This is a genomic window from Marinilactibacillus sp. GCM10026970 (assembly GCF_042660675.1).
Lineage (GTDB): Bacteria > Bacillota > Bacilli > Lactobacillales > Carnobacteriaceae_A > Marinilactibacillus.
On record NZ_JBHSUL010000031.1, the window covers coordinates 256,838 to 269,486 of the forward strand.

Annotated in this window: 10 protein-coding genes; all 10 read left to right on the forward strand. The window is 36.3% G+C overall.

Going from position 1 to position 12,649, the window contains the following annotated elements:
- Positions 1-255: 255 nt before the first annotated feature.
- Complete coding sequence (locus ACFP65_RS10090) at positions 256-1,101, forward strand: carbohydrate ABC transporter permease (protein WP_379918317.1); 846 nt, start codon at positions 256-258, stop codon at positions 1,099-1,101.
- Positions 1,098-1,931, forward strand: a complete 834-nt coding sequence (locus ACFP65_RS10095; RefSeq protein WP_379918239.1) for a carbohydrate ABC transporter permease — start codon at positions 1,098-1,100, stop codon at positions 1,929-1,931. Before ACFP65_RS10090 ends, ACFP65_RS10095 begins: the two co-directional genes overlap by 4 nt.
- 12 nt (positions 1,932-1,943) lie before the next feature.
- Positions 1,944-4,139: an alpha-galactosidase gene (locus ACFP65_RS10100; protein WP_379918241.1), complete on the forward strand. Its 2,196-nt coding sequence runs from the start codon at positions 1,944-1,946 to the stop codon at positions 4,137-4,139.
- A gap of 188 nt (positions 4,140-4,327) precedes the next feature.
- Positions 4,328-5,416 carry a glycerol dehydrogenase gene (locus ACFP65_RS10105; protein ID WP_379918243.1) on the forward strand — a complete coding sequence of 363 codons (1,089 nt, stop codon included), beginning with the start codon at positions 4,328-4,330 and terminating at the stop codon, positions 5,414-5,416.
- A 234-nt stretch (positions 5,417-5,650) separates the two neighbouring features.
- Positions 5,651-7,501 (forward strand): beta-glucoside-specific PTS transporter subunit IIABC, encoded by a 1,851-nt coding sequence (locus ACFP65_RS10110; protein ID WP_379918245.1) that lies wholly within the window; start codon positions 5,651-5,653, stop codon positions 7,499-7,501.
- Complete coding sequence (locus tag ACFP65_RS10115; RefSeq protein ID WP_379918246.1) at positions 7,501-8,961, forward strand: glycoside hydrolase family 1 protein; 1,461 nt, start codon at positions 7,501-7,503, stop codon at positions 8,959-8,961. The genes ACFP65_RS10110 and ACFP65_RS10115 overlap by 1 nt, the downstream gene beginning before the upstream one ends.
- 36 nt (positions 8,962-8,997) lie before the next feature.
- On the forward strand, positions 8,998-9,846 hold the full coding sequence (locus tag ACFP65_RS10120) for a PRD domain-containing protein (RefSeq protein WP_379918248.1): 849 nt from the start codon (positions 8,998-9,000) through the stop codon (positions 9,844-9,846).
- 124 nt (positions 9,847-9,970) lie between these two features.
- The gene (locus ACFP65_RS10125) at positions 9,971-10,708 is read left to right on the forward strand and encodes an SDR family NAD(P)-dependent oxidoreductase (RefSeq protein ID WP_379918250.1); all 738 of its coding nucleotides are present in this window, start codon (positions 9,971-9,973) and stop codon (positions 10,706-10,708) included.
- 177 nt (positions 10,709-10,885) lie between these two features.
- Positions 10,886-11,362 (forward strand): hypothetical protein, encoded by a 477-nt coding sequence (locus tag ACFP65_RS10130; RefSeq protein WP_379918252.1) that lies wholly within the window; start codon positions 10,886-10,888, stop codon positions 11,360-11,362.
- Between the two features lie 147 nt (positions 11,363-11,509).
- Entirely contained in the window at positions 11,510-12,613 is a 1,104-nt protein-coding gene (locus ACFP65_RS10135; protein WP_379918254.1) for an NADH-dependent flavin oxidoreductase, read from the forward strand.
- Positions 12,614-12,649: the final 36 nt, after the last annotated feature.

Genomic DNA, 12,649 nt, shown 5'->3' on the forward strand with positions numbered 1-12,649 from the left:
AAAACACTTATGCCATTGAAGATATTCTAGCCGTTGCTTTACAAGATTATCTTAATGGATCAGATTTAAACGACGTGTTAGAAAGTGCGCAACAACAAGCTGAGTCTTCATTGCAATAAAAGGATTATTAGAGCCAGACTCCTTTCAATGTTTGAACGAGAGGGGTCTGAATCTTTTTGAGGAGGAAAAAGGATGACAGAACAACCCACAGTTAAAAAGAAAAAGGTTGGAAAACTTGAGAAAAAAAGAAGAGTAATGAGTTGGGCTTTTGTAATTATACCGACGATTTTTATTGTCGTATTTTATTTTTACCCAATGGTTCAATCTTTATGGTTATCTCTACATTCAGGCGCTGGAATTGCTCTGGATTTTGTAGGAATCAACAATTACAGAAGACTTTTAAGTGATCAGGCTTTTCTCACTGCAGTGAGAAATACCTTTATATTCTTTATCTTTCAAATCCCACTAATGATTTTTTTAGCTTTAGTTTTCTCAGTTATATTGAACAACAAAGCACTTAAATTTAAAGGGCTATTTAGAACGTTAGTGTTTTTACCATCTATTACATCCTTAGTTGCATACTCATTGATCTTCAAATATCTTTTTGCAAACAATGGAATTGTGAATCAAGTATTAATGTTCTTGAACCTGATCAATGATCCAATTCTTTGGTTAGGAGATCCATTCTGGGCTAAAGTTTTGATTGTTCTCGCAATCACTTGGAGATGGACCGGATATAATATGATCTTCTATTTGTCAGCACTGCAAAATGTGGATCCAAGTATTTATGAAGCAGCTAGAATTGATGGGGCTTCATCCATCCAACAGTTCTTTAAGATTACAATACCAATGTTACGTCCGGTTATTTTATTTACTTCTATTACTTCCACAATTGGTACTCTACAACTGTTCGATGAGCCGATGAACTTAACTGGTGGAGGGCCTGGTAATGCTACTACAACGATTTCGCAGTATATTTACAACCTATCTTTCCAATATACACCAAATTTTGGATATGCAGCAGCTGTTTCGTATAGTATTGTATTCTTCGTTATTATCTTAACGATCATTCAATTCAGATTGGGGAGAGAGAAAAAATGAAAAACCAAATTTTAATGAAAAAAATTCTTATGTATGCTTTTATTATCGTAACATGTGCTATGTTCTTCTTTCCATTCTACTTCTTGATGGTCAGTGTAACGAATCCTTCCATTGATGTTACAAGAGGTCAATTACTCCCTGGATCTCATTTTATGGAAAACTTGAGAACCGTACTCAACACAACTGATATTGTTAATGCGATTGGAAATTCTTCTATCGTAGCGATCGGACAAACGTTTATTGCAATCTTTATATCTTCACTAGCGGGATATGGGTTTGAAGTACATCCGTCTAAAGGTAAAGAGATTGTTTATACTTTGATTTTAGGGTCAATGATGATTCCCTTTGCAGCACTGATGGTTCCGTTATTCAGACTTTTTGGAATGATTTCAAACGTGGCACCAAGCATCGGAATTGATACCTTGGCTGGGGTTATGCTGCCTTACTTCTCAACAGCTTTTTTGATTTTCTTCTTTAGACAAAATGCCAAAATGTTTTCTAAAGAACTTTTGGAAGCTGGAAGAATCGACGGATTGTCAGAGATTGGACTTTTCTTTAGAGTCTTTATGCCAACAATGAAGACGACTTATGCTGCTGCAGGAATTGTTACTTTCATGAATTCATGGAACAATTACTTATGGCCGCTCGTAATCTTACAAAATCCTAGAAATTATACTGTACCATTAGTGATTTCTGCTCTTGGATCAGGATACACACCAGATTATGGTGCGATTATGCTGGCAATCTTAATCACTACAATTCCAACAGCATTGATTTTCTTCCTATTACAAAAATATTTTGTAGCTGGAATGATTGGATCAATCAAATAAAGGAGCTTATCAGTGAATATTTATTTCGACGAAAACACAAGTGTATTCCATTTATCGAATTCAAAAATCAGCTATCAGATTTCAATTGAAGAGCAGAAGTATTTAGCTCATCGATACTTTGGCAAAAACTTAAAACAGCATACTTTTAAGGGTGATTATCCTGTGGTTTATCGCTCTTTTGGACCAAATCCAATAGATGCTCAGCAAGCAGGATTCTCATTGAATAATCAATTACTAGAATATTCTGGAAATGACAATGGAGACTTCAGAGAATCAAGTTTCCAGATTAATTTTTCTGATGGATCCTATGTAAGTCAATTCAGATATAAGGGGTTTGAAATACTTGAAGGCAAACCAGAATTAAAAGGCCTACCGCAGTCCTTTACAAATTCAGATAATGAAGCAAAAACATTAAAAATCACTTTAGAGGATACAAGAAATAAAGTGCAGATCATCTTAATCTATACAATATTTTCTGATTACGGTATCATCGTTAGATCTACTGTGTTTAAGAATTTAAATCACGAAAGTGTCTTTTTGGATAAAGCTTTAAGCATGTCCATGGACTTTCCTCATTCGAACTTTGATCTAATTCAATTATCTGGATCGTGGGCGAGAGAAAGAGAAATGATTCGTCATAAAATCAATCGAGGCGTTACTAAGGTAGACTCCAAAAGAGGCACTACCAGTCATAACTATCAGCCTTTTGTTGCATTAGCAGATCCAAATACAACAGAACATAAAGGAGAAGTTTTTGGCGTACACCTAGTTTATACAGGGGAATTTGTCAGCAATATAGAAGTGGATGAATATAACCAGACCAGAATACAAATGGGAATCAATCCAGCCCATTTCAATTGGGAAGTTTTATCAGGAGAAGAATTTCAGACTCCTGAAACTGTTATGGTTTACAGCCCCGATGGTCTGAATGGGATGAGTCAAGAGTATCACCGATTCTATCAAAATCAGTTAATCCGTTCAAAATACACTAAAGAAGAAAGACCTGTTTTAATCAATAATTGGGAAGCAACATATTTTGATTTCAAAGAAGAAAAGTTACATGCTTTAATTGATGAAGCTGCAGTCTCAGGAGTAGAACTATTTGTACTGGATGACGGATGGTTTGGAAAAAGAGACGACGATCGCACTTCTCTCGGAGACTGGAAAGTTTATGAAGAAAAATTACCAAGTGGTTTGAAGGCTCTTTCTGATTACGTCCATGAAAAAGGTATGAAATTTGGGTTGTGGTTCGAACCAGAAATGATTTCGGAAGATAGTGATCTCTATCGAAGTCATCCTGATTGGGTATTAGGTGCTAAAAATAGACAATCTTCTGTGAGTCGAAACCAATTTGTACTTGATTTCAGTCGGCCGGAAGTTAGGGAAAATATCCTTGAGCAGATGCGCAAAGTTTTGGATGAAGTTCCTATTGATTATATTAAGTGGGACTTTAATCGAAATATGTCAGAAATCGGATCTAGAAATTCTTCTGTGCGAGATGGAGAAATCCTTCACCGTTACATTTTGGGACTATATGACATGCTAGAGACGCTTGTAACAGAATATCCCGATATTTTATGGGAGAGTTGTTCCGGAGGCGGCGGTAGATATGATCCTGGAATGCTTTATTACATGCCGCAGACATGGACAAGTGATAACACAGATGCTGCTTCAAGATTGGATATCCAGTATGGTACGAGTCTAGTTATGCCAATCAGTAGTATGGGGGCGCATGTATCCGCAACACCCAATCATCAAGTTGGACGCTCCATCTCAATGGAGATGAGAGGTCACGCAGCTATGGCTGGTAATTTAGGATATGAACTTGATTTAACAGAGCTTTCCGCAGATGAAAAAGAACAAGTTAAAACACAAATTGAGTGGTACAAAAAGCATAGAAAACTTATCCAATATGGTGAATTTACGAGACTTATCAGTCCATTTGATAAAAATCACAAAGCAGCCTGGATGTTTACAAATGAGTCCAAGTCGCAAGCTGTTCTCTTTTTCTATCAGACGATGGCAAGAGCAAATGATTCCTTTGATCAGATCCGTCTTGTTGGTTTAGATAGCGACAAGCAGTATAAACTGAGTCACACGGGTGAAGTTTACTATGGAGATGAATTGATGTATCGGGGTGTCTATATCAACCATGACCTTCATGGAGACTACCAAAGTAAAGTGATAGAAATTAATGAAGTAAAGTAAACTGAAAAAGAAACCCTGAACGTTGATTTTAAGGTTCAGGGTTTTTAAATACAGTTAAACATAAAAGCTGATCTATAGAGATTGCTGCATATAGGAGATTTTCTCTCATCATACAATGATATGATTTTATTTCTAAATTTTGTTCTGGTAAAGTTAAGTAAGAATAAAAATTTGAAAGGAGTTTTTTGATGACAAAGTATGTATTTAGGTCTCCAAGCAGATATATCCAAGGTGCGGGTGTCATTGCGGATTTGGCTAAAGAAACAGAAGCTATTGGGAAGAGTCCGTTACTCATTGCGGATGAAGTTGTTTGGGAAATCACTGAAGAGTCGATAAAAGAAAGCTACAAAGATTCAGAGATTGAATTTGATTTCGAACAGTTCAATGGCGAAGCCTCTACAAAAGAAATTGATCGGTTAGCAGATGCTGGTAAAGAACACTCTTCTGACTTGGTTATTGGTGTAGGTGGTGGAAAGACATTGGATACTGCCAAGGCCGTTTCTGATGAACTAGGAATACCTGTAGTTATCGTGCCTACTACAGCTTCAACGGATGCGCCTACTAGTGCACTTTCCGTTATTTATTCTGATGACGGTGTTTTTGAAGGGTACAAATTTTATGATAAAAATCCGGAACTTGTTATTGTAGATACAGCGATTGTGGTCAATGCTCCTTTAAAATTGTTTGCTTCAGGAATTTGTGATGCTATGGCTACTTTAATTGAAGTCAAAGCAACACTAAAGAGAAATGGAAATGCTATGGCTGGAGGAAAACCAACTTTAGCTTCTTTGGCGATTGCAGAAATGGCTGAGAAAACTTTATTTGATCATGGCTATAGTGCCTATAAATCAGTTAAAGAAGGCGTAGTAACACCCGCAGTTGATGCGATTGTAGAAGCTAATACATTATTATCTGGACTAGGGTTTGAAAATGGTGGTCTAGCCGGTGCACATGCAATTCATAATGGTTTCACAGCCATTGATGGTAAGATACATGATTTAACCCACGGAGAAAAAGTAGCATATGGTACACTCGTTCAATTAGTTCTGGAACGTAAAACTGAAAAAGAAATCTTAAAGTATATCGAATTCTTCAAAAAAATTGATATGCCAACAACATTGAAAGATATGCATCTAGAAGAGAAATCTTTTGAAGATCTAATAGAAGTTGGGAAACTTGCTACAGCTGACGGAGAAACCATGGAAAACTTGGACCCGGAAATCACTGCTGAACAGGTAGCCAATGCGATTCTGGCAGTCGATGCTTTGAGCAAGTAAGATTTATCATTAAGTAAGATGAATTAGTATATTGAATTTTTTTGAAATTAATGTTGACGTTTCCATAAACAGATGATATAGTAAATTTAAATAACAGGCATGTGACTGGTAATGCAGGCAGGACCTAATGATTCAGAATCTCACGGGGAAACCCTAGGAAATTCTATCATTATGTCCTGCCTTTTTGATTATCCTGGCCAGATAATTAAAAAAACAAATAAGGGAGATGTCAGTATGGATTATCAAAAAACCGCTAGTGAAGTTGTTGAAAATATTGGTGGAAAAGACAATGTTGCTCACTTAGAGCACTGTTCTACGAGACTTAGATTTACATTAAAAGATGATAGTAAAGCCAATATGGATAAACTTGAATTGATTGACGGCGTTATGGGCGTTAGAAAAAATGTTCAGATGCAAGTCATTATAGGTAATGAAGTTGTAGAAGTATACGACAAAGTTAAAGAAATTGTTGGGGATGTAGCGAGTTCTAGTGAGAAATCAGGCGGTCCAAAACAAAAATGGAGTGCCGTAGTACTTGATTTTATTATTGGTGTATTTCAACCAACCATACCAGCCGTAGCTGGCGGGGGTGTTCTAAAGTCTCTACTACTTTTATTTAATATGTTTGGCTGGATGAATCCAGAATCGCAAACTTATCAAGTGCTCGACTTAATCGGATCAGCCCCGCTGTACTTTTTACCAGTTATAGTTGCAATTACTGCAGCGAACAAATTAAAAGTCAATGCTGTAGTAGCTGCATCAGCAGTCGGAGCGTTACTCTTACCTGGTATGACGACGCTTCTGGGTGAAGGCGCTAGCTTATTTGGAATTGGGATTCAAGAAATTGCTTATTCTTCTCAAGTTTTCCCTGCACTTTTATTAGTATTGTTTTATGCTGTATGTGAAAGATTTTTCACAAAAATATCGCCTAAAGCGATTCGAATCTTTTTTGTACCTTTAATGTCTTTAGCGATTTCAGTTAGTGTTACGCTATTATTTTTAGGACCAATCGGTTATGTTGTTGGTGAACAATTATCTGCCCTTATCTTATTCATCTATGGTAACGTAGGATGGGTAGCTACAGGTTTATTAGCAGCTGTATTACCATTCATGGTCGTTACGGGAATGCATAAAGCCATGATTCCTTATGCAGTATCATCAATGAGTGGAATTGGACGCGAAGTCTTGTACTTGCCGGCTTCTCTAGCGCATAATATTTCAGAATCAGGCGCATGTTTTGCGGTGGCGATTAAAACAAAAGATGAAAAGTTAAGAGCGACAGCAATTTCTGCTGGAATTTCAGCTTTCTTTGGAATTACTGAACCAGCATTATACGGTGTGACGATTCTTCATAAACGTGTTTTATATAGTGTCATCATTAGTAGTTTAATTAGTGGATCATTTATCGGAATTATGGCTGTTGAAGCTTTCGCGCTGGTTGGACCTGGTTTAGCTAGTATTACAATGTTTGCTAGTCCAGATAATCCAATGAATCTTACTTGGGCTTTTGTAACTTTTGCTTTATCTCTATGTCTTTCATTTATTGCTACATTAATCTTATGGAAAGACGAAACCGAGCATGTCGAAGAAGAAAAAGAAGTATTCAACACTAATCAACGTAAACCAGAATTGATGAACAGTCCTGTTGAGGGAACAATCATCCCGTTATCAGAAGTAAAAGATGAAGTTTTTTCTAAAGGAATGGTCGGAGCAGGATTTGGAGTGAAACCATCTGTGGGTGAGTTGAGAGCGCCAGCAGACGGCACAATTAGTATGGTGTTTGAGACAAAACATGCAGTTGGTATGGAAATGAATAACGGTGCGGAAGTGTTATTCCATATCGGTATTGATACAGTTCAGCTAGAAGGTAAATATTTCGAAGCACATGTTCAAAAAGGCGATAACGTTTCTGCTGGGGATTTGCTTGTCACGTTTGATATTCAAGCTATCGAAGCAGCAGGCTTTGATACAACCGTTATCTCTGTTGTCACAAACCAAGATGACTTCGCTGTATCACAAGATGTAACAAATGAACCCGTATCAACAAATCAATCAGTAATGACAGTTTCACCAATAGGAGGATAATGAAAATGAATAAAGGATTTCCAGAAGGATTTATGTGGGGTGGCGCTATTGCTGCCAATCAAGCTGAAGGTGCATGGAACATTGATGGAAAAGGATTGTCAGTTGCAGATATTGCTACTTATAAACCAAAAGTAGATGTGAAAGACTATGCAACGCACATGAGTATAGATTTAGAAACAGTAAAGAAGGCTGCCGAAGATCCATCAGATGATATTTACCCTAAAAGAAGAGGGATCGATTTCTATCACCGTTATAAAGAGGACCTAGCGTTATTTGCAGAAATGGGTTTCAAAACATTAAGAGTATCTATAGCGTGGTCTAGAATTTTCCCAACAGGAGAAGAACTAGAACCAAACGAAAAAGGCTTACAGTTTTATGAAGACTTATTTACTGAGATGAAAAGACTAAACATTGAACCAATCGTAACCTTATCTCATTACGAGATGCCTCTATCATTGAGCTTGAAATATAATGGATGGGTTGATAGACGCGTAGTCGATGATTTCGTAAGATTTTCAAAAGCTTGTTTCAATAGATTCAAAAATCTAGTAAAATACTGGTTAACTTTCAACGAAGTGGATAGTATTCACAGACATCCATTCACTACAGCAGGAATACTTGTAGACCAATGTGCTCCGGGAAAAGCTGAACAAGAAACCTATCAAGCACTGCATCACCAATTCGTAGCTTCTGCAATGGTTACAAAAGACTGTCACGAGATTATCGAAGGTAGTCAAGTGGGTTGCATGATAACCAAGCTGACGACGTATCCAAGAACTTGTCATCCAACTGATGTTGAGTTAACGCTGAAAAAGAACCTTGAAAATAATTTCTACGCAGACGTCCATGTATTTGGAGAATATCCTAAATTGATTTTAAGAGATCTTGAATTAAGAGGGATTGAATTACACTTTGAAGATGGCGATTTAGAAGTAATGAAAAATCACACTGTAGATTTCGTATCATTCAGCTATTATATGTCATTGACAGAATCACACGACGAAAACGCAGAACGCACACCAGGAAATACCATTCTTGGCGTTAAGAATCCATATCTGGAAGCGACAGACTGGGGCTGGCAAATAGATCCTCAAGGACTGAAAATTTCTTTGCTTGAATTATATGACCGTTACAACGTTCCGTTAATGATTGTAGAAAATGGAATGGGTGCAAAAGATGAGTTAGTAGATGGCAAGATCCACGATCCATATAGAGTAGCTTACTTTGAGAGTCACTTCAAAGCGATGAAAGAAGCCATCAATGAAGGAGTTGACCTCATTGCTTATACGAGTTGGGGTGCGATTGATATTGTAAGTGCAAGTACTTCTCAAATGTCTAAGCGATATGGTTTCATCTATGTTGATGCGGATGATGAAGGAAATGGCACATATGATAGAATCAAAAAAGATTCTTTCTATTGGTATAAAGATGTTATTGAAACAAATGGTAGCGAACTTTAATAAAAATTTGAAACTGTCTGAGGAAGGGGGATTAGATTGGCATTAATAAAAAAGGTATTGAACACAAGTGTCGTGCTAATTGAAAAAGATGGAAAAGAAATTGTTGTATTTGGAAAAGGTATTGGGTTCGGTGCGAAGCCGGGAGACTCCGTTGACCAATCAAAAGTAGATCAAGTATTTTTTTCAGCTGAAAATATTCGTATGCAACAAGTGCTTGAACTACTCAGTAACATTCCTGAAATTTATTTGAATATGGTTCAAGAGATCGTTGAGTATTCCAATATTCACTTAGATACAGAATTACAGCAGAGTATTTATTTCACATTGATGGATCATATGCATTTCGCAGTGGAACGTGCTCAAAAAGGAATGAACATATCCAATCGGGTGTATTGGGAAGTAAAAAGTTACTATCCTAAAGAGTTTTTAGTCGGTGAATATGCTAGAAAACTAATTAATGAAAACCTTAAAGTCGATTTACCTAAAGAAGAATCAGCTAACATTGCTTTCCATTTAATTAACGCGCAAAGTTCTGATAATGAAAATGCAGATAGTATGAAAGTTGCTAAAATGCTCGGAAGTATTGTGAACCTAGTTCGCTATAATCTAAAAGCCAATCTTCAGACAGATTCGATTCATTATAATCGATTTATTACACACGTAAAGTTCTTTGTAGAACGATATTTATCAGACAAATTGATGGAAGAAACGGATGAAGAACTTTTTGAACAAATTTCAACGTTGTATCCAGAATCTATGAATATCTCTTTTAAAATCAAAGAATATATGCAGGAAGTCCATCACAAACCAATCCCAAAAGATGAATTAACGTATCTTGCTGTTCATATTAATAGATTATTAAAGTATTCAGAATTAAACGAATAGGAAAAAGCACATATCTTTCTATAGGTATGTGCTTTTTGATATGGAGTGTTTTCTTTGATTTTATAGATTATTATCGTTAAGCTAATTTTAAATAAATCAATATAAATTAAAGGAGACACATTAAATGAGATTAGAGAATAAAGTAGCTTTTGTAATCGGAGGAACTTCTGGAATCGGTGAAGCAACAGCGAAGAAATTTGCTGAAGAAGGGGCTAAAGTCATTGTCGGAGGCAGAAATGAAGACGAAGGAAACCGCATCGTAAATGAAATAAAAGAACAGAATAATGAAGCCATCTACAAGCATACGGATACGACAGATTTTGAAGAAATAAAAACAGTTGTTCAAGAAATCATTGATGCTTATGGAACAATTGATATTCTTTATAATGGTGCTGGTATTCATGATAGCTATAAAACGATTCTAGATACAGATGAATCTGATTATGACAAAATCATGGATGTAAATGTTAAAGGACCTTATTTAGCTTCGAAAGCAGTTTTGCCAATCTTTATTGAAAAAGGAAAAGGTACCATTATCAATGTAGGTTCGCAAGCAAGCTTTGTAGCAGGTCCTGGTGGATCAACTTACGTTACTTCTAAGCATGCATTAGAAGGGTTCACGAAGCAACTGGCGTATGACTTTGGCCGCAAAGGCATTAAAGTTAACTTATTAGCACCAGGATTTGTTGTGACACCAATGACAGAAGGTATTGATGACGAAAGACTCAAAGATATTCCTGATCAAAGAGCGGGAGAACCAGAAGAAATTGCTTCTGCAGCTGCTTTCTTAGCTTCAGATGAGTCAAACTACATGCAAGGTACATCGTTAGTCATAGACGGTGGATGGAATGTAGGTCGCTAAAAATTATAGACAGAAAAGGCTGAAAAGATTTTCAGTCTTTTTATTTTGGTCTATTTGTGAATTAAGATACATGATCAGGGTGGAAATCAGTAATGTTCAGAAAAAAACAATAATTTAAGCTTTATTTTTTATGATTAATTTGTTAAACTATTCACAAATAGAAGAGGAGGAATTAAAATGAAAAAGATGATGTCAGCGTTGAAATTTGTATTTAGAAATGGTGAAACATGGACAATTGAGAGAAGACATATTGGGGATTTATGGATTAAGCAAGTCACCACAAGTTATGGAAGAATTGGAGAAGATGATTTTCAAGAAATTCATCCTTGTGAATCTTTGAAAATAGAAATCGATAGAGAAGCTGATGCGGTTAATTCTTCAGATATTAATTTAGGCGGATTAGAAGCAGGAATGTTTGACCGTGTTAAGAAATTTCAGGATATCGAAATGATGGATATTTTATATAGAGATACTCCCAACGGACAAAAAGAATTTTGTACGGAGAAAGATCGTATCTATTTTCCTTATAAAGCAGCTGATAGTGATGGACACGATAACGAGTATCAATCTAGTCTAGTATCTCGTAATGATCAGTTGTATATCGTCATAGACCCTAAAAAGACTGTACAAGATATCTATCCTGAAAAAGGTTAAGATCAAATAAATACCATTTAAAAAAGTTTGTTCTGAAAGTTAGAACAGGCTTTTTTGTCGAAAATCGTTTAATAAGTCACTACTATTGTATTTATCCGCATAAGCAGTTACAATAAGTAAGTAGAATAAATGTGAGAGGAAGTTTTGATGAACAATTTAGGAGATTCGGTACAACTTAAACGCGGTGTTACTTTAAAAAATAGAGCAATCATGGCGCCAATGACAAACATGATGAGCTTTTTTGATGGCACAATAACGGATAATGAACTTGCGTATTATGCACTTCGAAGTGGAGAATTAGGCGCTGTAATAACAGCAGCAGCAAATGTTCAAGCTATCGGTAAAGGTTGGGAAGGCGAATTAGGTGTTCACGATGATCAGCATATTCCTGGACTAGCCAAGTTAGCTTCTTCTATAAAGAAATCTGGTACAAAAGCTATCTTGCAAATTTTCCATGGTGGTAGAATGTCTCCTAGTTCTGCACTAAGAGGAGAGCAGCCCGTTTCTGCAAGTGCTATTAAAGCAGAAAGGCCAGATGCTGTTGAACCAAGGTCACTATCTGATGAAGAAGTTGTACAGGTAATTGAAGACTTCAAAGCAGCAGCTGTTCGAGCAATTAGAGCTGGATTTGACGGAATTGAGATTCATGGAGCGAATACTTATTTGATACAACAATTCTTTTCTCCGCATTCCAATAGACGTGATGACAAATGGGGTGGGAGTCTTGAAAAAAGATTCCACTTTGTAGATAGACTTGTAGATGAGATTATTGAAACGGTTGACAATGAAACAAAAGATCCTTTTATTGTTGGATATAGATTTTCTCCTGAAGAATATGAGAATCCTGGTATTCGTATTGAAGATACACTCTATCTGATAGATCATTTAGCCGATAAAAAATTGGATTATCTACACATTTCACTTGGTGATTTCAAACAGTTCTCTAAATTTGACGAAGTTAGAGAAAAAACGATTTTACAGCAAATGCATGATAAAATTGCTGGAAGAGTTCCGCTTATCAGCGTAGGAGATATTCGAAATAGTGCTGACGCGAAAGATGCATTGGAGCATAGTGAGTTTGTCGCATTAGGTAGAGTCTTATTATCTGATCCACACTGGGCAAGTAAAGCTTTAAGTGGTAGAGATGAACAAATAAGAATAAACGTTACAGAAGAAGAACGAGAAGAATTGAAATTAAACAGCGGTGTCTGGTTGTTTATGAAAGCTATGATGTCAGATAGAATTAAATAACACTGAAACTTCGAGTGAATCGCTCGAAGTTTTTTT

What these genes read in the sequence shown, in the direction of transcription:
- ACFP65_RS10090 (WP_379918317.1), top strand. Translation starts at nt 256, where the DNA reads ATGAGTTGGGCTTTTGTAATTATACCGACGATTTTTATTGTCGTATTT.
- ACFP65_RS10095 (WP_379918239.1), top strand. Translation starts at nt 1,098, where the DNA reads ATGAAAAACCAAATTTTAATGAAAAAAATTCTTATGTATGCTTTTATT.
- ACFP65_RS10105 (WP_379918243.1), top strand. Translation starts at nt 4,328, where the DNA reads ATGACAAAGTATGTATTTAGGTCTCCAAGCAGATATATCCAAGGTGCG.
- ACFP65_RS10110 (WP_379918245.1), top strand. Translation starts at nt 5,651, where the DNA reads ATGGATTATCAAAAAACCGCTAGTGAAGTTGTTGAAAATATTGGTGGA.
- ACFP65_RS10115 (WP_379918246.1), top strand. Translation starts at nt 7,501, where the DNA reads ATGAAAATGAATAAAGGATTTCCAGAAGGATTTATGTGGGGTGGCGCT.
- ACFP65_RS10125 (WP_379918250.1), top strand. Translation starts at nt 9,971, where the DNA reads ATGAGATTAGAGAATAAAGTAGCTTTTGTAATCGGAGGAACTTCTGGA.
- ACFP65_RS10130 (WP_379918252.1), top strand. Translation starts at nt 10,886, where the DNA reads ATGAAAAAGATGATGTCAGCGTTGAAATTTGTATTTAGAAATGGTGAA.
- ACFP65_RS10135 (WP_379918254.1), top strand. Translation starts at nt 11,510, where the DNA reads ATGAACAATTTAGGAGATTCGGTACAACTTAAACGCGGTGTTACTTTA.